Origin of the sequence: Streptomyces sp. NPDC052773 (genome assembly GCF_044547145.1) — a bacterium.
GTDB lineage: Bacteria > Actinomycetota > Actinomycetes > Streptomycetales > Streptomycetaceae > Streptomyces.
The window spans coordinates 191,838-215,696 of the sequence record NZ_JBITZX010000012.1; the positions used below are offsets into that span (position 1 = coordinate 191,838).

General features: G+C 72.9%; 24 protein-coding genes. 4 read left to right on the forward strand and 20 right to left on the reverse strand.

Features of this window, described 5'->3' with window-relative positions; translation table 11 throughout:
* Positions 1-44: 44 nt before the first annotated feature.
* The 16 genes from ACIG0D_RS25500 to ACIG0D_RS25575 form a co-directional block, all read right to left on the reverse strand.
* The gene (locus ACIG0D_RS25500) at positions 45-296 is read right to left on the reverse strand and encodes a hypothetical protein (protein ID WP_399805101.1); all 252 of its coding nucleotides are present in this window, start codon (positions 294-296) and stop codon (positions 45-47) included.
* Positions 297-770: 474 nt separating this feature from the next.
* The gene (locus ACIG0D_RS25505) at positions 771-1,514 is read right to left on the reverse strand and encodes a sirohydrochlorin chelatase (RefSeq protein WP_399805104.1); all 744 of its coding nucleotides are present in this window, start codon (positions 1,512-1,514) and stop codon (positions 771-773) included.
* A 5-nt stretch (positions 1,515-1,519) separates the two neighbouring features.
* Entirely contained in the window at positions 1,520-2,422 is a 903-nt protein-coding gene (locus ACIG0D_RS25510; protein WP_399805107.1) for an ABC transporter permease, read from the reverse strand.
* The gene (locus tag ACIG0D_RS25515; RefSeq protein WP_399805110.1) at positions 2,409-3,206 is read right to left on the reverse strand and encodes an ABC transporter ATP-binding protein; all 798 of its coding nucleotides are present in this window, start codon (positions 3,204-3,206) and stop codon (positions 2,409-2,411) included. The genes ACIG0D_RS25510 and ACIG0D_RS25515 overlap by 14 nt, the downstream gene beginning before the upstream one ends.
* A gap of 32 nt (positions 3,207-3,238) precedes the next feature.
* A complete protein-coding gene (locus tag ACIG0D_RS25520; protein ID WP_399805113.1) occupies positions 3,239-4,342 on the reverse strand; it encodes an aliphatic sulfonate ABC transporter substrate-binding protein in 1,104 nt (367 codons plus the stop codon).
* A 216-nt stretch (positions 4,343-4,558) separates the two neighbouring features.
* Positions 4,559-5,893, reverse strand: a complete 1,335-nt coding sequence (locus ACIG0D_RS25525; RefSeq protein ID WP_399805116.1) for a sulfate adenylyltransferase subunit 1 — start codon at positions 5,891-5,893, stop codon at positions 4,559-4,561.
* Positions 5,894-5,895: 2 nt separating this feature from the next.
* On the reverse strand, positions 5,896-6,831 hold the full coding sequence (cysD, locus tag ACIG0D_RS25530; protein WP_399805119.1) for a sulfate adenylyltransferase subunit CysD: 936 nt from the start codon (positions 6,829-6,831) through the stop codon (positions 5,896-5,898).
* Positions 6,828-7,364, reverse strand: a complete 537-nt coding sequence (gene cysC / locus ACIG0D_RS25535; RefSeq protein WP_399805122.1) for an adenylyl-sulfate kinase — start codon at positions 7,362-7,364, stop codon at positions 6,828-6,830. The genes cysD and cysC overlap by 4 nt, the downstream gene beginning before the upstream one ends.
* A gap of 23 nt (positions 7,365-7,387) precedes the next feature.
* The gene (locus ACIG0D_RS25540; protein ID WP_399805125.1) at positions 7,388-8,098 is read right to left on the reverse strand and encodes a phosphoadenylyl-sulfate reductase; all 711 of its coding nucleotides are present in this window, start codon (positions 8,096-8,098) and stop codon (positions 7,388-7,390) included.
* Complete coding sequence (locus tag ACIG0D_RS25545) at positions 8,095-8,283, reverse strand: hypothetical protein (protein ID WP_399805128.1); 189 nt, start codon at positions 8,281-8,283, stop codon at positions 8,095-8,097. The genes ACIG0D_RS25540 and ACIG0D_RS25545 overlap by 4 nt, the downstream gene beginning before the upstream one ends.
* Positions 8,280-9,977: a nitrite/sulfite reductase gene (locus ACIG0D_RS25550; RefSeq protein ID WP_399805130.1), complete on the reverse strand. Its 1,698-nt coding sequence runs from the start codon at positions 9,975-9,977 to the stop codon at positions 8,280-8,282. The genes ACIG0D_RS25545 and ACIG0D_RS25550 overlap by 4 nt, the downstream gene beginning before the upstream one ends.
* Before the next feature lie 125 nt (positions 9,978-10,102).
* The gene (locus tag ACIG0D_RS25555; RefSeq protein ID WP_310591794.1) at positions 10,103-10,186 is read right to left on the reverse strand and encodes a putative leader peptide; all 84 of its coding nucleotides are present in this window, start codon (positions 10,184-10,186) and stop codon (positions 10,103-10,105) included.
* Between the two features lie 194 nt (positions 10,187-10,380).
* Complete coding sequence (locus ACIG0D_RS25560) at positions 10,381-10,953, reverse strand: GNAT family N-acetyltransferase (protein ID WP_399805133.1); 573 nt, start codon at positions 10,951-10,953, stop codon at positions 10,381-10,383.
* 17 nt (positions 10,954-10,970) lie between these two features.
* A complete protein-coding gene (locus ACIG0D_RS25565; protein WP_399805136.1) occupies positions 10,971-12,137 on the reverse strand; it encodes a hypothetical protein in 1,167 nt (388 codons plus the stop codon).
* A 280-nt stretch (positions 12,138-12,417) separates the two neighbouring features.
* The gene (locus ACIG0D_RS25570; protein WP_399805138.1) at positions 12,418-13,692 is read right to left on the reverse strand and encodes a GAF domain-containing protein; all 1,275 of its coding nucleotides are present in this window, start codon (positions 13,690-13,692) and stop codon (positions 12,418-12,420) included.
* A gap of 354 nt (positions 13,693-14,046) precedes the next feature.
* Positions 14,047-15,690 (reverse strand): acyl-CoA dehydrogenase family protein, encoded by a 1,644-nt coding sequence (locus ACIG0D_RS25575; protein ID WP_399805141.1) that lies wholly within the window; start codon positions 15,688-15,690, stop codon positions 14,047-14,049.
* Positions 15,691-15,824: 134 nt separating this feature from the next.
* Between ACIG0D_RS25575 and ACIG0D_RS25580 the strand changes: the two genes are divergently transcribed.
* The gene (locus tag ACIG0D_RS25580) at positions 15,825-16,964 is read left to right on the forward strand and encodes a YihY/virulence factor BrkB family protein (protein WP_399805144.1); all 1,140 of its coding nucleotides are present in this window, start codon (positions 15,825-15,827) and stop codon (positions 16,962-16,964) included.
* 600 nt (positions 16,965-17,564) lie between these two features.
* Here the strand turns inward: ACIG0D_RS25580 and ACIG0D_RS25585 are convergent.
* Positions 17,565-18,416: an NmrA family transcriptional regulator gene (locus tag ACIG0D_RS25585; protein WP_399805146.1), complete on the reverse strand. Its 852-nt coding sequence runs from the start codon at positions 18,414-18,416 to the stop codon at positions 17,565-17,567.
* Positions 18,417-18,514: 98 nt separating this feature from the next.
* Here ACIG0D_RS25585 and ACIG0D_RS25590 point away from each other — a divergent pair, with 98 nt between their 5' ends.
* Both ACIG0D_RS25590 and ACIG0D_RS25595 read left to right on the forward strand, forming a co-directional pair.
* Positions 18,515-19,480 (forward strand): cupin domain-containing protein, encoded by a 966-nt coding sequence (locus ACIG0D_RS25590; RefSeq protein ID WP_399805149.1) that lies wholly within the window; start codon positions 18,515-18,517, stop codon positions 19,478-19,480.
* 9 nt (positions 19,481-19,489) lie between these two features.
* On the forward strand, positions 19,490-20,173 hold the full coding sequence (locus ACIG0D_RS25595) for a helix-turn-helix domain-containing protein (protein ID WP_399805152.1): 684 nt from the start codon (positions 19,490-19,492) through the stop codon (positions 20,171-20,173).
* Here the strand turns inward: ACIG0D_RS25595 and ACIG0D_RS25600 are convergent.
* Positions 20,159-20,560 carry a VOC family protein gene (locus tag ACIG0D_RS25600; protein WP_399805154.1) on the reverse strand — a complete coding sequence of 134 codons (402 nt, stop codon included), beginning with the start codon at positions 20,558-20,560 and terminating at the stop codon, positions 20,159-20,161. The genes ACIG0D_RS25595 and ACIG0D_RS25600 overlap by 15 nt on opposite strands.
* A gap of 332 nt (positions 20,561-20,892) precedes the next feature.
* Between ACIG0D_RS25600 and ACIG0D_RS25605 the strand changes: the two genes are divergently transcribed.
* On the forward strand, positions 20,893-21,504 hold the full coding sequence (locus tag ACIG0D_RS25605) for a hypothetical protein (protein WP_399805157.1): 612 nt from the start codon (positions 20,893-20,895) through the stop codon (positions 21,502-21,504).
* Positions 21,505-21,583: 79 nt separating this feature from the next.
* On the opposite strand, the gene ACIG0D_RS25610 is transcribed toward ACIG0D_RS25605, so the two are convergent.
* Both ACIG0D_RS25610 and ACIG0D_RS25615 read right to left on the reverse strand, forming a co-directional pair.
* Positions 21,584-22,627, reverse strand: coding sequence for a LacI family DNA-binding transcriptional regulator (locus tag ACIG0D_RS25610; RefSeq protein ID WP_399805160.1), 1,044 nt, complete (start codon positions 22,625-22,627; stop codon positions 21,584-21,586).
* Between the two features lie 191 nt (positions 22,628-22,818).
* A complete protein-coding gene (locus ACIG0D_RS25615; RefSeq protein WP_399805163.1) occupies positions 22,819-23,832 on the reverse strand; it encodes a hydroxyacid dehydrogenase in 1,014 nt (337 codons plus the stop codon).
* Positions 23,833-23,859 lie beyond the last annotated feature (27 nt).

The window sequence follows — 23,859 nt, forward strand, 5'->3', positions numbered from 1 at the left end:
CCCCCGGTGTGGGCGGCGGCAACGGCCGGACAGGCCGGGGCGGTTCACGCCCGGGCGCAGGTGTGGGTGGTCATCCCGCCGGGCTCGATGTGGCGGATGCGCAGGACGCCGCTCTTCTTGTCGTAGTTCACATCGAGCCGCTGCTCGTCGTCCAGGCCAGCGAGCCCCGGGGCCTGCCAGGGCAGGAAGAGCGAGACGGAGTCGCCGACCGTCGCCGGGACGTTCTCGGCGGCGGCCTCCTCGGTCTGTCCGTCGGCGAGGTCGCCGCCCGCGAACCGCTCGGGTACGCCCAGCACCAGCCGGCCGCCCTGGAGCGCCCAGGTGCCCGCTCGGTCGCGCCCTGGCCGAAGTCCAGTGTCCAGACGCCGTCGCCGACGGTCGCGGTGTAGGTGAAGCGTTCGTCGTTCGTCGACTCGCTGGTGATCTTCCAGGAGCCCCGGACGAAGGCCGCGAACGACTGGGCGGCCACGCCACCGGTCCCGGTGCCGCCGTTGCCGCCGCTGCCGCCAGTGCCGTGGTCGCCCCCGCCGCCTGCGGCGTCGCTTCCCCCGTCTCTCTTCCCGGGCTTCGACTCGTCGCCGCCCTTGCAGGCCGCCAGCAGGGAGGCTCCGACGCCGACGGCGAGGCAGCGCAGGGCCGTACGACGGCCGACCAGGCGGGATGCGGCCCGCAGCGCTTCAAAACTCACGATTCCCCCGTCATGCCACGTTGGTGATCAACGGGCAGCCTACCGGGACCGGTTGGCCGGGGGACGGCCCTCCGGGGAGGAGTCAGGCGCCGACCGCCGCCGGCATCGGCGCCCGCGCCCCGTCGTAGCGCTCCAGCAGCAGCCGGGCCACCTCCGGTGCCGGGCCCAGGACGTCGGCGAGGACGTCGGCGTCGGCGGCGCCGCGGGCGATGCGGTCCGGGAGGAAGCCGGGGGCCAGGACGTAGGGGGCGACGGCGACGCGGGCGCAGCCGGCGGCGCGCAGCTCGCGGACCGCGTCCTCCGTGCGGGGAAGGGATGCGGAGGCGAACGCAGGCCGCACGGCGCACCAACCGGTGTGCCGCCACTCCCGCGCGATTTCTGCGATCACTGCGATCGCCTCCGGGTCGGTGGACCCCGCCGAGGCCAGCACGACCCCGGTCGAGGACTTGTCGGCGGGGGTGAGCCCCGCCTCGTACAGCCGCCGTTCCAGCGCGGCCAGCAGCAGCGGCGACGGGCCCAGCACCTCGGCCTGGTGGATGCGCAGCCGGCTCGGTGCCTCCCGCAGGACCGCGGGGATGTCCGCCTTCGCGTGGAACGCGCGGTTCAGCAGCAGCGGCAGCGCGACCACGTCGCGCACGCCCTCCGCCGCAAGGGACTCCAGCACCCCCTGCACGGACGGGATGTTGAAGTCAAGGAAGCCGGTCTCCACCCGCAGCCCCGGCCGCTCGGCGCGCACCCGCTCCACGAGGGCGTGCACGGTCGCGGCGTGCCGCGGGTCGCGGCTGCCGTGGGCGACGACGACAAGGACGGGGCGCACCGGCTTCATGGGAGTCAGCCCTTCACCAGCAGACCGCGGCTGCGCAGCACCCGCCGCTCCAGCGGGCTGAAGATCAGCAGGTCGATCGCGATACCGACGATCAGGATGAGCAGGATGGCGAGGAACACCATCGACATGGAGCTGGTGTTGCGGCCGTTCTCCAGCAGCTGGCCGAGCCCCACGCCGAGGTCGGGGGAGGAGGCGATGATCTCGGCGGCCATCAGGGACCGCCAGGAGAACGCCCACCCCTGCTTCAGTCCCGCGAGATAGCCGGGCAGCGCGGCCGGCATGACGATGTGCCAGGTGCCCCTCAGACCCGTCGCGCCCAGGGTGCGGCCCGCGCGCAGATACAGCGGCGGCACCTGGTCGACGCCCGACACCAGGCCGTTGGCGATGGACGGGACGGCGCCGAGCAGGATCACGGCGTACATCATCGAGTTGTTCAGGCCCAGCCAGATCACGGCCGGCGGCACCCACGCCACCGACGGCAGCGACTGGAGGCCGGAGAGGATCGGGCCGATCGCCGCCCGCACGAACTTCACCCGGGCGACCAGCAGTCCCAGCGGGGTGCCGATGGCGAGCGCCAGCAGGAAGCCGAGCAGGCCGCGGGAGACGGAGGTCCAGATGTAGTCGAGGAGAGTGCCCTGCAACCAGGCGGTGCGGACCTCGGCCCACACGTCGGCGGGGGCGGGCAGCTTGGTCGGGTCGTCGACGATCCCGAAGGCGACCAGCGCCTGCCACACCAGCAGCACCAGCGCGATCGCGGTGACCGGCGGCAGCACCTTGCGCAGCAGGGTCTCGCGCAGCGGGGTGCGGCCCGACTCGACCGTCTCCAGGGCGTCCAGACCGGCCTCCAGGCCGGCCAGGTCGCCGCCGTCCTTGACGGGTGCGTCGACGGAGGTGTCAGTGCTGGCCATGGCGGCGGATCTCCCCACGCAGTTCTTCGGTGATCTCCCGGGACAGCTCGGCGACGTCGCTGTCCTCGATACGGCGCGGCTGCGGGATGTCCACCGTCCACTGGCGCGCGATGCGGCCCGGGCGGGACGACAGCAGCACCACGCGTTGCGCGAGCCGCACGGCCTCGCGCACGTTGTGCGTCACGAACAGCACCGACAGTCCGGTCTCGCTCCAGATGCGGGTCAGTTCGTCGTGCAGTACGTCCCGGGTGATGGCGTCCAGTGCCGCGAACGGCTCGTCCATCAGCAGCAGCCTGCTGTCCTGGGCCAGGGCACGCGCCATGGCCACGCGCTGGCGCATACCGCCGGACAGCTCGTGCACCCGCTTGCCGTACGCGCCCTTCAGCCGGACCAGTTCGAGCAGTTCCTCGGCCCGCTCGCGGCGCTCGGCCTTGGCGGCGACGCCGCGCAGCTTCAGCGCCAGCTCGATGTTCTTGCCCGCGGTCAGCCACGGGAACAGCGCGTGCTCCTGGAACATCAGCGCCGGGCGGCCGTCGGTGGCGATCGACCCGGCGGACGGCCTGTCCAGCCCGGCCACCAGGTTGAGCAGGGTGGACTTGCCGCAGCCCGAGGCCCCGAGGAGGGTGACGAACTCGCCCGGCGCGACATCGAGGCTGATGTCGTCCAGGACGAGCTGCTGCCCGGCGGGGCCCGGGAACGACTTCGAGACGTGCTCGATGCGGGCGGCGTGCGCGGCGGCCGTCGTCTCGGTACCGTCGGCGGCCTTGGCGAGCGTCGTGGCCATGGTCGTCACCTCCTGGATCTCTCGGAATTCGGTTACTGGGCGCCGAGTCCGGCGTCGTCGACGGTGGCCTCACCCTCGGCCTCGAGGACCTTGTTGAGCAGCGTGAGGTCGTAGATGCCCTTCAGGTCGGGCCGCTCCAGCAGGCCGGCCTTGACCGCGTGTCCGGCCTGGGCGTCGAGGGTGGCGGCCAGCGGATCGTCGAGGAAGGTGATCGACTTCCAGGCCGGGCCGATGACCTCGGCGGGCAGCGGCTTGCCGGTGTCGGCCGCCAGCCGCTCGTTCGCGGCGGCCTTGGCCTGCTCCGGGTGGGCGTTGATCCACTCGTTGGTCCCGACCGACGCCCGCAGCACCGCCTCGACGACCTTGGGGTGCTTTGCCAGGAACTCCTGCGACACGATGATGTTCGTGATCACGAACTTCTTGTCCGGCCACAGATCGGACTCGTCGAGCAGCACCTTCGCGCCCTCGGCGACCAGCTTCGACGCGGTCGGCTCCGGCACCCACGCGCCGTCGATCGAACCGGACTTGTAGGCGTCCGGCGCGATCTTGTTGTCGGTGCGGACGACGGACACGTCGCCCTCGCCGCTCTCGGCGTCGACCGACCAGCCCTGCTCCGCGGCCCAGTTGAGGAACGCCACGTCCTGCGTGTTGCCGAGCTGCGGGGTGGCGATCCGCTTGCCCTTGACGTCCTTCAGGGACTTGATCTTCTCCGGGTTCACCACCAGCTTCACCCCGCCGGACGCCGAACCGCCGATGATCCGCAGGTTCTTCCCGTTCGCCTTCACATAGCCGTTGATCGCGGGGGAGGGGCCGATCCAGCCGATGTCGATGGACCCCGAGTTCAGCGCCTCGATCTCCGAGGGGCCCGCGTTGAAGGTGGCGTACTTCGCGACCGTGGCGCCGAGCTCCTTCTGGAAGAAGCCCTGTTGACGGCCGACCAGCGCGGTGGCGTGCGTGAGGTTGCCGAAGTAGCCGATCCGGACGGAGTCCAGGCCGTCGATCCTCTTCGCCCCGGCGGCGATCCGCACGGTGTCGTCGTCCTTGGCCTGGGAGCCGTAGCCGCACGCGGCGAGCGCGAGCAGCGGGAGGGCGGCGATCACCGCGAAGGCGCGGTGCAGGACGGGGGTGGCAGGCACGGGGGTGTTCCTCTCGGAGACCCGGCGGTCACGGAGTCGGTTCAGTCCGTGGCCGGGAGGTCGGCGGGTTTTCGGCGGCGGCACGCGCCGGCGGCTGCGGCGAGGTCCGCGGACGTCACCGCGAACATCGCCGTCCGCCGGCGAAGAACCGTCCACCAGCGAAGAACCGTCCACCGGCGAGGAGCCGTCCGCCACCGAAGAAGGGGGATTTCATGCTCAGAAGTCCCACCCGTCGTCCTCGGCCTCGTCCTTGACGGGCTCCGGGGCGGCGAACGACTCGCCGACCATTCCGGCGGTGAGGGTCGTACCGTCGTTCGGGTCGATCAGGATGAACGAGCCCGTACGCCGCGAGTCGGCGTAGGAGTCGACCGGCAGCGGCTCGGCGGTACGGATCTTCACCCGGCCGATGTCGTTGGCGACGAGCCGGCCCGGGTGCGGGTGCAGGGACAGATCGTCCAGCGTCAGCCGGGACGGGATGTCCTTCACGATGGCCTTGACCGTGCGGGTGCCGTGCTTGAGCAGCACCCGGTGGCCGACGGTGAGCGGGGCGTCGGCGACATGGCAGACGGTCGCCTCGACGTCCTGGGTGGTCGGCGGGGCGTCCTTGCTCGGCACGATCAGGTCGCCGCGCGAGATGTCGATGTCGTCGGCGAGCAGCAGCGTCACCGACTGCGGCGTCCAGGCCACGTCGACCGGCTCGCCGAGCAGGTCGATGCCGGTGATGGTGGTCGAACGGCCGGAGGGCAGCACGGTGACCTGCTCGCCGACGCGGAACGTGCCGGCGGCGATCTGGCCGGCGTAGCCGCGGTAATCGGGGTGCTCGGCGGTCTGGGGGCGGATCACGTACTGCACGGGCAGCCGGGCGTGGCAGTGCGCCAGGTCGTGGCTGACCGGGACGGTCTCCAGGTGCTCCAGGACGGTCGGGCCGCCGTACCAGTCCATGTTCGCCGACGGCTCCACGACGTTGTCGCCGGCGAGCGCGGAGATCGGGATGGCGGTGACCTCGGGGACGCCGAGCTCGAGGGCGTAGGCGGTGAACTCCTCGGCGATCGCCGCGAAGACCTTCTCCTCGTAGCCGACGAGGTCCATCTTGTTGACCGCCAGCACCACGTGCGGCACCCGCAGCAGCGCGGCGATCGCCGCGTGGCGGCGGGTCTGCTCGACGACGCCGTTGCGGGCGTCGACGAGGATCACGGTCAGTTCGGCCGTCGAGGCGCCGGTGACCATGTTCCGCGTGTACTGCACATGGCCCGGGGTGTCGGCGAGGATGAACCGGCGCCGGGGCGTGGCGAAGTAACGGTACGCCACGTCGATGGTGATGCCCTGCTCCCGCTCGGCGCGCAGGCCGTCGGTCAGCAGCGCGAGGTCGGGGGCGTCCTGGCCGCGGCTGCGGGAGGCGTGCTCGACGGCCTCCAGCTGGTCGGCGAGGACCGACTTGGAGTCGTGCAGCAGCCGTCCGACCAGGGTGGACTTGCCGTCGTCGACGGAGCCCGCGGTGGCGAACCGCAGCAGGGTGGTGGCCGAGAGCTCCTCGGTCGTGGTCGTGCTCATGCTTAGAAGTACCCCTCGCGCTTGCGGTCTTCCATCGCGGCCTCGGACAGCTTGTCGTCGGCGCGGGTCGCGCCCCGCTCGGTCAGCCGGGAGGCGGCGATCTCGGCGATCACGGCGTCCAGCGTGGTCGCGTCGGAGTCGACGGCCCCGGTGCAGGACATGTCGCCGACGGTGCGGTAGCGGACGAGCCGCTTCTCGACCACCTCGCCGTCCTTCGGCCCGCCCCACTCACCGGCCGTCAGCCACATGCCGCCCCGCTGGAACACCTCGCGCTCGTGGGCGAAGTAGATCTGCGGCAGCTCGATGCCCTCGCGGGCGATGTACTGCCAGACGTCCAGCTCGGTCCAGTTCGACAGCGGGAAGACACGGACGTGCTCACCGGGCGCGTGGCGGCCGTTGTAGAGGTTCCACAGCTCCGGGCGCTGGCGGCGCGGGTCCCACTGGGAGAACTCGTCGCGCAGGGAGAACACGCGCTCCTTGGCGCGGGCCTTCTCCTCGTCGCGGCGCCCGCCGCCGAACACGGCGTCGAACTTCTCGCTCTGGATCTTCTCCGTCAGCGGCAGCGTCTGGAGCGGGTTGCGGGTGCCGTCCGGGCGCTCCTTGAGCACCCCGCGGTCGATGTAGTCCTGGACCGAGGCGACGTGCAGCCGCAGGTTGTACTTCGCGACCGCGCGGTCCCGGTACTCGATGACCTCGGGGAAGTTGTGCCCGGTGTCCACGTGCAGCAGCGAGAACGGCACCGGCGCGGGCGTGAACGCCTTCAGCGCCAGGTGCAGCATGACGATGGAGTCCTTGCCGCCGGAGAACAGGATCACCGGCCGCTCGAACTCGCCCGCCACCTCGCGGAAGATGTGGACGGCCTCCGACTCGAGGGCGTCGAGGTGCGAGAGGGCGTACGGGGTGTCGGTGCCCTCGTCGATCGTGGCGACGGTCGTCATGCCAGTCCCCTCTCGGTGAGCAGCGCGTACACGGACGCGGCGGACTCCTGCACGGTCTGGTTCTGGGACTCGATCCGCAGATCGGGCGACTCGGGCTCCTCGTACGGGTCGTCGACGCCGGTGAGCCCCTTCAGCTCGCCCGCCGCCTGCTTGGCGTACAGGCCCTTCACATCGCGTACGGAGCACACCTCGACCGGGGTCGCCACGTGCACCTCGACATACGGCGTCGAGTTGGCCTCGTGCCGCTTGCGCACGGCGTCACGGCTGTCGGCGTACGGCGCGATGACCGGGACGAGGACGAGCACGCCGTTGCGGGCGAGCAGTTCGGCGACGAAGCCGATGCGCTGCACGTTGGTGTGCCGGTCCTCGCGGCTGAAGCCGAGGCCCGCCGAGATGAACTCGCGGATCTCGTCGCCGTCGAGCACCTCGATACGGTGGCCCTTCTCGCGGAGCCGTCCCGCCAGCTCGTAGGCGATGGTGGTCTTGCCGGCGCTCGGCAGACCCGTGAGCCAGACGGTGGCTCCGGTCGTCACGTCAGTCTCCTGAATCGTCGTGGTCATCCGTGCAGTCCGCACTCGGTCTTGGCGCGGCCCGCCCAGCGGCCGGCGCGCGCGTCCTCGCCCTGAAGGACACGGCGGGTGCAGGGGGCGCAGCCGATGGAGGCGTAACCGTCCATCAGCAGCGGGTTGGTGAGGACGCCGTGCTCGGTGACGTAGGCGTCCACGTCGTCCTGGGTCCAGCGGGCGATCGGGGAGATCTTCACCTTCTGCCGCTTCTCGTCCCAGCCGACGACCGGGGTGTTCGCCCGGGTCGGGGACTCGTCGCGGCGCAGCCCCGTGGCCCAGGCCGCGTAGCCCTTCAGGCCCTCCTCGAGGGGCCGGACCTTGCGGAGCTTGCAGCACAGGTCGGGGTCGCGGTCGTGCAGCTTCGGGCCGTACTCGGCGTCCTGCTCGGCGACCGTCTGGCGCGGGGTGAGCGTGATGACGTTGACGTCCATCACGGCGTCCACCGCGTCGCGGGTGCCGATGGTCTCCTCGAAGTGGTAGCCGGTGTCGAGGAACACGACGTCCACGCCGGGCATCACCCGGGAGGCGAGGTGGGCGACCACCGCGTCCTCCATCGAGGAGGTCACACAGAACCGCTTGCCGAAGGTGTCGGCCGCCCACTTGAGGATCTCCAGCGCGGAGGCGTCCTCCAGGTCGCGGCCCGCCTGCTCGGCGAGCGCCCTCAGCTCCTCGGCCGTGCGCTCCTGCTGAGCCGTCGTCATATCCCGTCCCCTCCCGTGGTGTCCTGCCGAACCCCGCGGGCCAGCAGCCCGAGGAACTTCAGCCGGAAAGCGCGATTGCAGGCCGCGCACTCCCAGGCGCCGTGACTGTCCTCGATGGCCTCACTCGGACGGAGGTCCTCGTCGCCGCAGTACGGGCAGTAGAAGGGCGCCGCGCGCTCGCTCACGACAGCGCCTCCTCGGAGGCGCGGGCCGCCCAGGCGGCGAACCGCTCGCCGTCCTCGCGCTCCGCCTGGAAGCGCTTCAGGACCCGCTCGACGTAGTCGGGCAGCTCCTCGGCGGTGACCTTCAGACCGCGCACCTTGCGGCCGAAGCCGGCCTCCAGGCCCAGCGCGCCGCCGAGGTGCACCTGGTACCCCTCGACCTGCTCGCCCCGGTCGTTCAGCACCAGCTGCCCCTTGAGACCGATGTCCGCCACCTGGATACGGGCACAGGCGTTCGGGCAGCCGTTGAGGTTGATGGTGATCGGCTCGTCGAAGTCCGGGATACGGCGCTCCAGCTCGTCGATGAGGGAGGCGCCGCGTGCCTTGGTCTCGACGATGGCGAGCTTGCAGTACTCGATGCCGGTGCAGGCCATGGTGCCGCGCCGGAACGGGGAGGGCTTGGCGGTGAGGTCCAGCGCCTCCAGGGCGTCGACCAGCGAGTCGACCTGGCCCTCCTCGACATCGAGGATGATCATCTTCTGCTCGACGGTGGTACGGACCCGGCCCGAGCCGTGCGCCTCCGCCAGATCGGCGATCTTCGTCAGCGTGGTGCCGTCCACGCGGCCGACGCGCGGGGCGAAGCCGACGTAGAAGCGGCCGTCCTTCTGCCGGTGCACACCGACGTGGTCACGCCAGCGCTCCACGGGCTGGGCGGGCGCCGGGCCGTCGACCAGCTTCCGCTTCAGGTACTCGTCCTCCAGCACCTGCCGGAACTTCTCCGCACCCCAGTCGGCGACCAGGAACTTCAGGCGGGCGCGGGTGCGCAGCCGCCGGTAGCCGTAGTCGCGGAAGATCGAGATGACGCCCTCGAAGACGTCCGGGACCTCGTCCAGCGGCACCCAGGCGCCGAGCCGGACGCCGATCTTCGGGTTGGTGGAGAGACCGCCGCCGACCCACAGGTCGAAGCCGGGGCCGTGCTCGGGGTGGACGACACCCACGAACGCCACGTCGTTGATCTCGTGCGCCACGTCCAGCAGCGGCGAGCCGGAGATCGCGGACTTGAACTTGCGGGGCAGGTTCGAGAACGCCTTGTTGCCGATGACCCGGCGGTGGATCTCCTCGATGGCGGGGGAGCCGTCGATGATCTCGTCCTCGGCGATGCCCGCGACGGGCGAGCCGATGATCACGCGGGGCGTGTCGCCGCAGGCCTCGGTGGTGGACAGGCCGACCGCCTCCAGGCGGTTCCAGATCTCGGGCACGTCCTCGATCCGGATCCAGTGGTACTGGACGTTCTGCCGGTCGGTGATGTCGGCGGTGCCGCGCGCGAACTCCTGCGAGATCTCGCCGATCACACGGAGCTGCCGCGTGGTGAGCCGGCCGCCGTCGATGCGGACGCGCAGCATGAAGTACTCGTCGTCCAGCTCCTCCGGCTCCAGGATCGCCGTCTTGCCGCCGTCGATCCCGGGCTTGCGCTGGGTGTACAGACCCCACCAGCGCATCCGGCCGCGCAGGTCGTTGGGGTCGATGGAGTCGAAGCCGCGCTTGGAGTAGATCGTCTCAATGCGTGTCCGCACATTGAGACCGTCGTCGTCCTTCTTGAACTGTTCGTTGCCGTTGAGCGGGGTGAAGTGACCCGCGGCCCACTGACCCTCACCGCGGTGACGGCTCACCTTGCGGCGGGGAGTCGCGGCGGCAGGGTTCTGCGGGGTGGCGGCCATGGTGGATACGTCCTTCGGGACAGGCGGAAGCGGCTCTGACCTGCGCGTATGGCGCTTCTAGGCATACGTGCGCATCGTCGCGCAGGGGCAGACAGAAGAGGGGGAACCGGGATGCTGGCTTGCTGTCAGCGCGCCGGACAGATGGCGCTGGACATGCGGCCGAGGTCGACGTGCCGTCGACTCACCAAGGCGATTCCAGTTCCAGACATGACGGAAGCGTGTCATGGCGATCTGGACACAGTCCAGCTTCGTCCAAGATGCGGACACCCCTGTCTCGCACAGCAAGACAGGGGTGTCGTCGGTCACATCGGCCGCAGAGGGCCTTGTCGTCCCAGGTCAGGCACGGTATGCCGTCGCCCGGGGCGCAAGCGGTGCGCCCAGGCCGGGAGGGGCTGCGCCCCGTTCATGCAGGGTACGCGCCCGGCCAGGGACCAGGCGTGGCGACCTCCGCCTCCTCCTCGACCTTGGTGTCGAACAGCTTGAAGCCCCGGCGCAGGTAGTTCTCCATCGCGAACTCGCCGTCCTTGCTGCACGTGTGCAGCCACACCCGCTTCGTCGGCGGCCGCTGCGGCCAGCGGTCGGCGAGGTCCCAGGCGCGCGCGGTGCCGTACGACAGCAGGTATCCGCCGATCCGGCGGCCCCGGAAGGCCGGGATCAGCCCGAAGTAGAGGATCTCGACCACGCCGTCGTCCTGCGGGTCCAGCTGGACGTACCCTGCGGGCGTGCCCCGGTCGTAGGCCACCCAGGTCTCCGCGCCCGGCCGCTCGAGCTCCGCCTGCCACTGGGCGTACGTCCAGCTCAGCCGGTCCGTCCAGCGGATGTCCCCGCCCACCGCGGTGTACAGGAAGCGGCTGAACTCGGGCGAGGGCACCTCGGCGCGCACGATCCGGATGTCGCCCTCCGGCTCGGCGGCGGGCAGCAGGTCGCTCTGAGCGGTCTGCTCCAGGGACCAGGTGGTCACGGGGATGTTCGGCATGCCCCTCAGAGAACCATCTACTCCAGCGACCTGTCGATCGTGTTCAGTCCCAGCGAAAACAGCGTCCGCCCCGACTGCGACCAGACCTCCCCGGTCTCCTCCCAGTAGGACAGGGCCCCGGCCGGTCCGCTCCAGCACTGGTACGTCCCGTCCGGCCCGCACTGCGCCGACTCCGCGCGGTCCCCGTCCAGCCGGACCAGCGTCCCGTGCCCCTCGAAGGCGCCGTCGCCCCGGGCCAGGTACCAGCGGGAGCGGTGGGCGAGCACGCCGTGCACACCGGCCGCCGCCTCCGTCTCGTACGCCTCGACCGGCGTGGGCTCCGGCAGTCCGGCGCCGGGGCCGACCGTGTCGGTCTCCAGGGCGTACCGCCACAGCCGGGCGGGCCGGTCGGCGTCCGCCGGGACCGCCTCGCTCACCGCGAGGCTGTCGGGCGCGGTGCTGCGGTCCAGGGACAGCGCGCCGATCCGGGCGTCACCGGTCAGCCGGTACGCGGCCACGGCGGCCAGCGTGAAGCCGCCGCCGTCCCGCCGGACGCGGTCCATGTCGTAGACGTAGAGGGTCCGGCCGCCGTTCCCGGTGGCCAGCAGCTTGTCCTGGTACCAGACCAGCCCGGACAGCGGCGAGACGAGCGGGCGCACCGCGCGCCCGCCGTCCGCGGGCACCACGGGGGTCACCCAGGCGTACGTCATGCGCTCGGCGTCGACCACGGCGATCCGGGCGCGGCCCCGCGCGTCGCTCCAGCCGGACAGCAGCACCCGGTGCTCGCCCCAGTGGCCGTCGTCGTCGGCGTCCCCGGAACCGGTCACCGCCCCGGCCCGCGCGTCACCGGTGTCCGCCTCGGCCCAGCACCAGGCGCGGCCGGCCTCCGGTGTGACCGGAAGTGCCGCGCGCTCGGCGGCGGCGCAGTCGGCGGCGGGGCGCAGCGCTCGGTCGGCGTCCGCGACGACGTCCGCGATGCGGACAGCGGGACCCGGTGCCGCCGGATACCTCTCCTCGTGCAGACGCAGCTCGTTCAGCGCGGTCGCCGAGGTGAGCGGCTTCAGCGGTCCCGGGCGGGCCCCGTCCGTCGCCTGGGAGGCGCTGATCATGGTGGCGGCGGCGGTGAGGGCGAGCGCGGTCCCGGCCAGGGTCGCGCGCAGCGCCCTGCCCTGCTTGCGTCTGCGGTGTCGGCCGCGTTGCTTCATCAGTCCTCCCGAGGGGCCAACTGCGCCGCGCGTTCCGCACGTTGGGCATGGCGCAGGTGGGGCGGCCCGTAGGGGGATGCTACGGCAGGGGTACGGGGTCGCGGACGAAGACCCCGTAATTGACCCCTAGGGGGCCAACGTCCCTGCGCTGGGTTTAGGGCCGCTTTCGTCGTGCTCGGAGCGGCGCTCGGAGCACTCAGAGCGCTCGGGCCGCTCAGGGCGTTCATGGGACGCCGGCGCGTTCACGGCACGGCATCCCGTTCACGGCACGGCGGCGCGTTCACGGCAAGGCAGCCGCCTGCCGGGCTCTGATCACCGCCGGGGCGGTCGAGTGCGGCAGCAGGTCCCGTGGATCGGCGGGCGGCAGCACGGTCACCTCGACGTCGTCAGAGAAACGATACGGCCGGTGTTCCAGCAGCCCCCCGAGATACCGCCGCACCCGCGACAGCTCGGCGCGGACCGTCACCCTCCGCCGGGCGTCACCGAACATGTCCTCGGCCAGCCCCGCCGCGCTGCGCCCGGAGCGGTGCACGGCCAGCAGATACAGCAACTCCGCGTGCCGGGGACTCAGTTCGTGCGTCCACGAGCCCAGGCTGCCGGAGACCGTCACCGTCCAGCGGCGCGGCTGCGCCAGGTCCAGCACGACCCGGGTGGTGCCGCCCCTGGGGACCGGCTCGTCCTCGGCGGGCCGCACCAGCCACCCCCCGGCCAGCGGCTCCACCACGCACGACCCCAGCCCCGGCAGCCACCGGCGGCCCGCCGACAGCGACTTGGGCAGCGCGATCCGGTTGGTGTACGGCATCCCCGTCACCGCCGCTGTCCAGCCGTCCCGGTCCACGACCACCGCCCGCCCGCCGAGCCGGGCCAGCGCCGGCGCCGCCACCGCGCGCAGCCGCTCCAGTGCCGTCAGATGCAGCTCGCGCAGCCGGGCCTCGGCGAGCTTGGCCACCGAGTCCACCCAGGCGAGGGTGGCCGGATGCATGGTCTCCAGCGGGCCGCTCACGTCCACCACGCCTATCAGCCGCCCGTCCCGCGGGTCGGTGATCGGCGCGCCGGCACAGGTCCAGGTGGCGTGCGACCGTACGAAGTGCTCGGCGGCGAACACCTGCACGGGCCGCCGGACGACCGCGGGGGTGCCCACGCCGTTGGTGCCGACCGTGTTCTCGTGCCAGTCGGCGCCCAGCAGGAACCCCAGGGCGTCCGCCTTGCGCAGCACCGCCGCGCTGCCCTCCCGCCACAGCACCCGGCCGTCCGCGTCGGCGACCACCATGATGTGGTGCGCGGCGTCCGCCACCGACACCAGTCCCTCCCGCAACACCGGCAGCACATGTCGCAGAGGTGACTCCTCGCGCCGCCGCCGGACCTCCTCCGCGGTGAGCAGTCGCGACCGGAAATCGTGCTCGGGATCCACGCCGCTGCGCAGCATGCGCCCCCAGGACTCCTCGATGACCGGTCGGGGAGTGAAGGGCGCGCGCTGTCCGGAAAGGGTGGCGTCGCGCACCTCGCTGAGCACCCGCGCCGCGCGGGCGGCGTCGGTGGCGGCGAGTCGCGTCATGTTCAACGGCGAGTTCGCCACAGTCGTCCTCCGGGGAATTGCCTCTCGGGCAACCGGTGTCAAGCCTTCCGGCCAGCGGTTTCCGGTCGCATGGTGATGGGGGACCCATACTGCCGTTCACCGGGGACGGAGGGGCACAGTCCGGTCAGTGAGCCCCCATAAGTTGCAACCCCTTGCAACCCTGGTGAACACGTATACGTTGATTGAAACTTGAGCGACGTCGCCCGTGCGGCGCTCTTGGCCTCAACAGGCCACAAGCGGCAGGGGTGGTGCCGTGTCGGCGCAGCACCACCCCTGCTGACGTACAAGGACGTACGCGGGCGTACGCGGGCGTACGAAGACGTACGGAAAAGGTCAGTCGGCGGGCCGCGCCCGCTCCACGATCGACGCCAGATCCAGCGTGTGCGGCAGCGTCCCGAACGACGCCCCCCAGTCCCCGCCCAGCCGCGAGGCGCAGAACGCGTCGGCGACCTCCGGCGGCGCGAACCGCACCAGCAGCGAGCCCTGAAGCACCAGCGCCAGCCGCTCCACCACGCGCCGGGCGCGCGCCTCCACGCCCTCCAGATCGGCGAGTTCGGTGAGCAGGTTCTTGATCGCCCCGTCCAGCCGGTGATCGGCGCCGCGCGCCCGGCCGATCTCCGTCAGCGTGGCGTTCAGCGCGGCCGGCTCCCGGCGCAGCGCCCGCAGCACGTCCAGCGCCTGGATGTTGCCCGCGCCCTCCCAGATCGAGTTCAGCGGCGACTCGCGCACCAGCCGGGGCAGCCCGGACTCCTCCACATAGCCGTTGCCGCCCAGGCACTCGGCGGCCTCGACCGCCACCGCCGGGCAGCGCTTGGTCACCCAGTACTTCGCGGCGGGCACCGCGAGCCGCAGGAAGGCGCGCTCCTCCTCGCCCCCGTCGTCCCAGGCGGCGGCCAGCCGCAGCGCCAGCGTGGTCGCCGCCTCCGACTCCAGCGCGAGATCCGCCAGGACGTTGCGCATCAGCGGCTTGTCGACGAGCTTCCCGCCGAACGCCTCCCGGTGCGAGCAGTGGTGGATCGCCTGTACGACGGCCTGCCGCATCAGCCCCGCCGAGCCGAGCGCACAGTCCAGACGGGTCGCCGCGACCATCTCGATGATGGTCCGCACCCCGCGGCCCTCCTCGCCGACCCGGCGCGCCCACGTCCCGTCGAACTCGACCTCCGCTGAGGCGTTCGACCGGTTGCCCAGCTTGTCCTTCAGCCGCTGGATGCGGAACACGTTGCGGCTGCCGTCGTCCAGCACCCGCGGCACGAGGAAGCACGTCAGCCCGTCCGGGGCCTGCGCGAGCACCAGGAACCCGTCCGACATCGGCGCCGAGCAGAACCACTTGTGCCCGGTCAGCTCGTACGTCCCGGCCTCGGCCAGCGGCGTCGCCGCCGTCGTGTTCGCGCGGACGTCGCTGCCGCCCTGCTTCTCCGTCATCCCCATGCCGAACAGCACGCCCGCCTTGCGCGCCGCGGGCCGCAGATCACGGTCGTACACGGTGGACGTCAGCCGCGGCTCCCACTCGGCGGCCAGCTCCGGGTCGGCGCGCAGCGCGGGCACCGCCGCGTGGGTCATCGACAGCGGGCAGCCGTTGCCCGCCTCGACCTGCGTCCACACCAGGAAGGCCGCCGCCCGCCGGACATGCCCGCCGGGCCGGTTCCAGGCCGCGGTCAGCCCCGCCGAGACGCCCTTGCCGAGCAGCCGGTGCCACGCCGGGTGGAACTCCACCTCGTCGATCCGGTTGCCGTAGCGGTCGTGGGTGCGCAGCCGGGGCGGATGCTCGTTCGCCAGCACCCCCCACTCCTGCACCTGCGCCGACCCGGAGGTCCGGCCGAGGCCCGACAGCTCCGCGCGCGCCTCGTCGAGCGGCTCCGGACCGAGATGACCGAGGTGCCGCTCGACGGCCGCCACCAGCGCCCGGTCGGCGGCATAGACGTCGTAGCCGGCCAGCGGCGGGGCCTGATTGGTCACGGTGTGGGTGCTGCGTGCCATGACTGGGAACCTACCCCGCGGTACGCCCCTGGTCACCCCGCGGATCCGGTGCGCTCTCCCGCCGGGCGGGTCCCGCCGGGCCGTCCCGTCGGACCATGGTGAACGTCACCTCCTACGGCGGATACCTTTGGGTCGTGCAGCCAGCAAGTGAAATCCCCCAGCGGCCCTCCGGCCGTCTCCACCGTGCGCGTGCCCTCTACCGGAACGTCTCCAAGCGCAGGACCGCCTGGCTGTTGCTCAAGGACACCGTCAACTCCTGCATCGAGTACCGCATCCTCGGTCTCGCCGCGGAGGCCGCGTTCTTCACGCTGCTGTCCGTGCCGCCGCTGCTGCTCAGCATGATCGGTCTGCTCGGCTACGTCGACGACTGGACCGGCACCGACACCATCAGCAGCCTGGAGACCAACCTCCTGGAGGCCTCGCGGACCGTCCTGTCCGACAAGGGCGTCACGGAGATCGCCCAGCCGATCCTGGACGACGTGATGAACGGCGGCCGGCCCGACGTCATCTCGATAGGTTTCCTCTTCGCCCTCTGGTCGGGCTCCCGCGCGGTGAACGTCTTCATCGACACGATCACCGTCATGTACGGCCTCGACGGGGTGCGCGGCATCGTCAAGACCCGGCTGATGGCGTTCCTGCTGTTCATCGTGGCCCTGCTGATCGGCTCGGTCGCGCTGCCGCTGATGGTGGCCGGGCCGGACGCGGTGGTGCGCATCCTGCCCTGGTCGACGACGGTGGTGCAGGTCCTGTACTGGCCCGTGGTGATCGTCCTGTCCATCGTCTTCCTGACGACGCTCTACCACGTGTCCGTCCCCGTCCGCTCCCCCTGGATCGAGGACGTGCCGGGCGCCCTCGTCGCCCTCGGCATGTGGGTCCTCGGCAGCTTCCTGCTGCGGATCTACCTGACCAGCACCATCGAGGGCGCGACGATCTACGGCTCGCTCGCCGCCGCCGTCGCCGTCCTGCTGTGGATCGGCGTCTCCGCGTTCGCCGTCCTCGTCGGCGCCGCCGTCAACGCCGCCATCGACCGGGTCTGGCCGGCCGCCGCCACGGCCGCTGCCCGCGAGGCCAACGAGCGGATGCGCGAGGCGCAGGTCGCCGAGTACGTCGCCCGCGCCGCCGCGGCCGCCCGCGAGGCCGACCCCGACGACCCCGACATGCCCTCGGAGTTCCCGGAACGCTGGTCCCGCTTCCTCCCCCCGGAGGACGTCACGGCCCGCCTCCGGACCCACGCGAAGACCGCACCGAAGGGCGACACGACGCCGGAGGAGTGAGGCGGGGGTGCCGCCGCTCCGGGCTTGGACCGGGGATGGAGGGCACCGCCGTTGGGTCGGGCGCCGGGGGCCGGGAGACGGGAGCAGAGGGCCGGGCCGTGGCGGGACGGTGGCGCGGCCGTCGTGCGGACCGGCCGGAGGTCTGAGCCGGCCCAGGGTGCGCGCCGGCCGGAAGCCGGCCGGGGCCTGTCGTCCGGGTCGGCCGAGGACCTGCCCGGAACCTGCCGTCCGGGCGGCCGAGGACCGGTGCGGAACCCATCGCCCGGGCCGACCGAGGACCGGGCCCGAACCCATCGCCCCGGGTCGGCCGAGGACCGGAATCCGTCGTCCGGGTCGGCCGAGGACCGGAATCCGTCGTCCGGGTCGGCCGAGGACCTGTCCGGAACCTGCCGTCCGGGCGGCCGGGGACCGGTCCGGAACCCATCGCCCGGGCCGACCGAGGACCGGAATCCGTCGTCCGGGCCGGCCGCGGACCGGTCCGGAACCCGTCGCCCAGGCCGGGCGAGGACCGAGCCGAGGCCCTCGTCCCCGCCACCCAGGCCGGCCGAGGACCGAGCCGGGCCCCCTCGTCCCCGCCCCACCAGAGGACCGGCCGCCGGGTCAGTCAGCCATCCAGGCACCCGCCGCCGCGGCCTCCTCCGCGTACGCGGCGAAGTCGCGGGGCTCGCGGCCCAGAACCTGCCGGACGCCGTCCGAGAGGTGGGCGTTGCGCCCGTCCAGGAGGGAGTCGAACAGGTCGACGAGGTAGGCCACCTCCTCGGGCGGCAGCCCGAACTCGGCCAGCCGCTCGCCGTACGCCCGCGCCGCCACCGGCCGGTACGCCAGCTCCCGCCCGGCCGCCCGGGCGACCTCCGCCACCGCCTCCCCGAAGGTCAGCAGCCGCGGCCCCGACACCTCCAGCACCTGCTCCACGTACCGGTCGCCCGCCGTCAGCGCGGCCACGACCACATCCGCGACGTCCCGCACGTCGACGAACGGCTCCGGCACCCCGTCCCCGGGAAACACCAGCTCCCCGCTCTGCCGCAGCTCCTCCGCCAGCGGCCCCTCGCTGAGGTTCTGGGCGAACCAGGCCGCCCGTACGACCGTCCACCGTGCGCCCGGCACCCGCAGCGCCTCCTCGGTGGGCTTCGCCTGCTCCTCGCCGCGCGCCGACAGCAGCACCAGCCGCCGCAGCCCGAGCGCGACCGCCTCCCGGGCCAGCCGCCCGACCGCCTCGGTGGCCGCCGGGGCGCCCACGTCCGCCGGGTGCGCCAGATACACGGCGTCCGCGCCCCGCAGGACGTCCGCCCAGCCCGCGGGGGAGTCCCAGTCGAACCCATGGGCGCGGGAGGCGGGCCGCACGGTCAGGCCCGCGGCCCGCGCCGCCTCGGCCACGCGGCGTCCGGTGCGGCCGGTGGCGCCCGTCACCACGACGGTCATGTCCTCGGTCTGCATCGCCCTGTTCGCTGTCATGCCGTCAGTCAACCGCCGCCGCCCGCCCGGTCCCATCGCCCAACGGCTCATTCCCATACGCGTGCGTCCACCGGCGGGCGCGCGTCTACGCTGACCGCATGGACGCCCTCGCAGCCCTGCTCGCGGGACCCCGCGCCCGCGGCGCCTTCATGATCCGGGCCTGCTTCGATCCGCCGTGGGCGGTGCGGGTGGCGGACCGGGCGCCGCTGACGGTGATGGTGATGGCCCGCGGTGACGCCTGGATCACCCCGGCGTCGGGCGAGCCGGTGCGGCTGACCGACGGCGACCTGGCCATCGCCCGCGGCCCCGACCCGTACACCTGCGCCGACCACCCCGACACGGCCCCGCAGGCGCTGATCCTGCCGGGCGGCGAGTGCCGGTACCCCGACGGCCGCCCGCTGAACGGCTCCATGGACCTGGGCCTGCGCACCTGGGGCGACCGGATCGACGGCAGCACCGTGATGCTCATCGGCACCTACCAGTGGCCCGGCGAGGTCAGCGCCCGGCTCCTGGACGCGCTGCCGCCCCTGCTCACCCTCACCGCCGACGTCTGGGACTGCCCGCTCACCCCGCTGCTCGCCGAGGAGATCACCCGCGACGAGCCCGGGCAGGAGGTCGTCCTCGACCGGCTGCTCGACCTGCTGGTCATCGCCGCGCTGCGGGCCTGGTTCGCCCGCCCGGAGGCGGAGCCGCCCGGCTGGTACCGGGCGATGGCGGACCCGGTGGTCGGCCGGGCGCTGCGGCTGCTCCAGGACGACCCGGCGCACCCCTGGACGGTCGCCACCCTCGCCGCCAAGTGCGGCGTGTCGCGCGCCGGACTGGCCCGCCGCTTCACCGACCTGGTCGGCGAGCCCCCGATGAGCCACCTCACCGGCCGGCGGCTGGCCCTCGCCGCGGACCGGCTGCGGGAGACCGACGACACCCTGGAGGCCATCGCCCGGCAGGTCGGCTACGGCAGCGCCTTCGCGCTCTCCAGCGCCTTCAAACGCGTGTACGGAGTGAGCCCGCAGGAGCACCGCGCACGGCCCCGGACCGGGGCAAGGGCGGGGGCGGCGCGCGCGTAGGCTGGCCGCGTGTACACGGAGCGGGTGTCGTCGCTGGTCGAGGCGACGGTGTGGACGAACATCCCGGCCGGGACCGGACTCGGGCGGGTGCTGCCCGACGGCTGCATGGACCTGCTGTGGGGCGAGGGCCGGCTGTCGGTCGCCGGACCCGACACCCGTGCGTACGTCCCCGACGGCCCGCCCGTGCCCTGGGCCGGCGTCCGCTTCCCGCCCGGCGTCGCCCCCGCCCTGCTCGGCGTCCCGGCGCACGAGCTGCGCGACCGGAGGGTGGACCTGGCCGAGCTGCGCCCGGCGGCGCAGGTACGGCGGCTGCGCGCCCTCGTCGAGGCGGCGGCGGACCCGATGAGCGGCCTGGAGGCGGCGGCAGCGCGGCTCGCCGCGGCAGCGGACCCGCCGGACCCGCTGCTGCGCCGCCTGGTCGCGGTCCTGGCCGCGGGCCGCCCGGTCGCCGCCACCGCCGACGAACTCGGCCTCGGCGCCCGCACCCTGCACCGCCGCTCGCTCGCCGCGTTCGGCTACGGCCCCAAGACGCTGGCCCGTGTGCTGCGGCTCCAGCGCGCCCTGGCGCTGGCCCGGGCCGGGGTGCCGTACGCGGAGACGGCGGCCCGGGCGGGCTTCGCCGACCAGGCTCATCTGGCGCGGGACGTCAAGGAGCTGACGGGTGTCCCGCTGGGGCGGCTACTGGGCGGGTAGCGGCGCGAACAGGTCGACGCCGTTGCCGTCCGGGTCGTGCACGACGGCGTACCGCTGCCCCCAGACGGCGTCCCACGGCTTCAGCTCGCCGTGATATCCCGCGCCCACCAGCTCCTCGTACACCGCGTCGACCTCGGCGGGACCGTCGCAGCGCAGCGCCAGCGACGCCCGTGAGGCGTTCCCGGACGGCGGCTGCCACCCGGGGTTGAAGGACTTCACGGTCTCCTCGCCGTCCAGCATCAGCCGCAGCCCGCCGGGCAGTTCGGCCTCCGCGTGCGGCAGCTCCTCGGCCCCTTCGGGGAAGGCGAAGCCGAGGCGGCGGTAGAAGGCGACGGAGGCGGCCATGTCGGAGACGACCAGACCGATGGCATCGAATCGTGGACTCATGCGGTCACCGTAGGCGGGGCGACGGCGCACCGTATTGAAGGAATCGGACAGCCGGCCCGCGCAGGCGCGACAGGAAAAACGCGACAGGAAAAACAAGAGCCCCTGTCCCTCCGACCGGAGGGACAGGGGCTCTTCTCGGAGCGCCGGGCAGGCCTTGCACCTGCATCTCCCCGCAGGAAGCGGGGCGTCTTTCCTTGGACCACCAACGCCTGACCGGTACCGGTGTTCTCCGGCGGCCGGGCAAGATCGACTATACCCCAGGGATGCGGCGCCGTCCAACGAAGAGCAACCCTCTCTACGTTGTGGAACACCTGTGCGGAAAGATGGGGTGCATGATCCGTCTGTCGCGTGCCCTGCCGTACGCCTCCCTGTTGGCACCCGCGCTGCTCCTGACCGGCTGCGGTCAGGAGGGGCAGGCCGCCGACCCGGCGGATGTCGCCTCCCGCGCCCGGGCGATGGGCATCGCGCCCGAGCACGTCTACGCCATCGAGGCCGACGGCTTCAGCGTGGCCCAGCAGTCCGTCGGCGTGTACGGCGGCGACGGCTTCTCCGCGGTGTACGTCTCCCAGTCCACCGGAGGGCAGATCCAACTCCGCGTCGACCGGGCCGGGATGACCGCCACGACCTGCCCGAAGCTTCCGGTCGGCGACTCCTCCGGCGGGCGGACGGAGTGCCGGAAGGACGGCGAGGCCTGGTACCGCAGCTCCGGCGACCAGCGCGAGTACGCCGTCCCCAGGGACGGTCACGTCGTCCGCGTCGGCGCCGGCCCCGACGTCCCCCGTGACGTGCTGCGCGAAGCCGCCCTCGGCGCCCACCGCCCCACCGCCGGCGAACTCGACACCCTCCTGCCGGAGGGCCGGGGCGGAGCCGAGCCGGTCGAGCGCGGGGACCTTCCTCCGGTGGGCGACGGGGCACCGGACAACGACGTGGACGCGGGCGGCTGAGCCGGGGCCGCGGCGCTGAGCCAGGGCGCGGGCGTGGGTCTTCGTACCTCGCTTGCTTCCCGCCCCGCGCCCGGCAGCCTCAGTCCCGCGGCGCGGCCGTGCTCTCGCGCACGATCAGGCGGGTGGACAGCTCCGTGCGGGTGCTCTCGGGGCGTTCGCCGTCCATCATGCGCACCAGCAGGCGCAGGGCCGTCGCCGCCATCTCCGAGACCGGTTGGCGGACCGTGGTGAGGGCGGGCGCGGCCCAGCGGGCCTCGGGGAGGTCGTCGAAGCCGACGACGCTCATGTCGTCGGGTACCCGCAACCCCCGCTCGGCCAGGGCCTCGTAGGCGCCCAGGGCCATGCCGTCCGAGCAGGCGAAGACGGCCGTCGGCGGCTGCGGCAGGTCGAGGAGTTCCCGCATCTGCCGCCGGGCGGCGGCCTCGTCGAACCCGGCGTGCCGGATGTACTCGGGCCGGTGCGGCAGCCCCGCCGAGGCGAGTGCCGACCGGTAGCCCGCCAGCCGGGCCCCGCCGCACATCGAGCGCCGGCGGCCGGTGAGCACGGCGATCCGCTCATGGCCGAGGGACAGCAGATGCTCGGTCGCCATCACCCCGCCCTGCCAGTTGGCGGCGCCCACCGACACCACCCCGGGCGGCGGTTCGAGGACCGGGTCGATCAGCACGAACGGGATGCGGTGCTGCTCCAGCCAGGCGAACTGGGCGTCGGTCAGCTCCGGCAGGTTGAGCAGCACCCCGGCCGAGCCGCGCGCGGAGAGCTTGTCGAGCCAGCCGCGCTCGGGGCGCGCGGCCCGGTTGCGGGAGAGCGCCGCCGAGACGACGACGTCCAGCCCGGCGTCGTGCGCCGCCTCCTCCGCCCCGTGCAGCACCGCCCCCGACCAGGAGCCGGCGAGCGACTGCACGACGAGGTCCACCATGCCGGGGGTCCGCGCCGGGTCGAAGCGCGGCCTGCGCACGTAACCGAGTCGGTCCAGCGCCTCGGTGACCCGGCGGCGCGTCTCGGGTGCCACGTCCTCACGGCCGTTGACCACCTTGGACGCGGTCGGCACGGACACGCCCGCCTCCCGGGCCACCACCGCCAGCGTCGGACCGGCCGTCGCGCTCGAACGTGCCGTACGGCCCATCGGAACCACCCCTCCGGCCCGCCCGAGGGCCCTCGAAAGTTGCGACCAGCACTCAGCTCCCGGGGCGCCGGGACGACGCCGTAGAAAGCGCTTCCTACCCTAGGTGTGCGGCAGGAAGACGTGAAGAGACGGGAATCGGCGGAGTAGGCCTGTACGGACTGTCGAAACGCCGGTGCGGTGGGGCGAGGGTGTCAGGCCATCCGGACCAGGTCCGCGTGCCGGACTTCGTGCGCCGGCGGCAGGCCCCGCGCCAGTCGCTCCAGCTCCTCCACCACGATCCGGCCCAGCCGCTGAAGCTCGTTGCCGAGCGATCCCGCGATGTGGGGGGTGAGGAACACATTGGGGAGCGTGTAGAGCGGCGAACCGGGCGGCAGCGGTTCGGGGTCGGTGACGTCGAGGACCGCGCTCAGCCGCCCCGACACCAACTCGTCGGTGAGGGCGTCCTGGTCGACCAGGGCACCCCGGGAGGTGTTGATCAGCACGCCGCCGTCCCGGATCAGGGCGAGCGCGGCCCGGTCCAGCATGTGACGGGTCTCGGGGAGGTCGGGCGCGTGCAGGGTGACGGTGTCACTGGCGTGCAGCAACTCCTCCAGCGCCACCGGGCGGGCGCCGAGCGCGGCGGCCTCGGCGGCGTCCACATACGGGTCGTACAGCAACACCTCGAAGTCGTACGGCCGCAGCAGTTCCAGCAGCCGGCGGCCCACCCGCGAGGCGCCGATGACGCCGACGCGGCGGCCGAGGTTGCCGATGGCGGCGGTCTCGGCGTGCGGAGGCTGGGAGTGCCGGGCACGGTAGCGCTCGCGGTGGCCGAAGGCGTCCTTCCCGGTCAGCAGGATCATCGCGAGGGTGTACTCGGCGACCGGCACCGCGTTGCCCGTGACCGCGCTGGAGACGGTCACGCCGCGCCGCCACAGGGCCTCGTCCACCAGCGAGCGCACCGAGCCCGCCGCGTGCAGCACCGCGCGCAGTCCGGGGACGGCGGTCAGGGCGCGCTCGTCGAGGCGGGGACAGCCCCAGCCGGTGATGAGGACGTCCGCGCGGGCCAGCGCGCCGGCCGCCGCCGGATCGGTGAAGTCCCGTACGACGAGCGCGGGATCGACCTCGGCGGTCCGCCGCAGCCGGGCCATGAGCGGATCGGGGAAGAGCAGCGGGAGGTGCACCGGATCCATGGCGAACACGGCCCTGGGCAGCCGGGCGCTGGGCATGTCTCTCCTGTCTCTCCTGACGGAAGC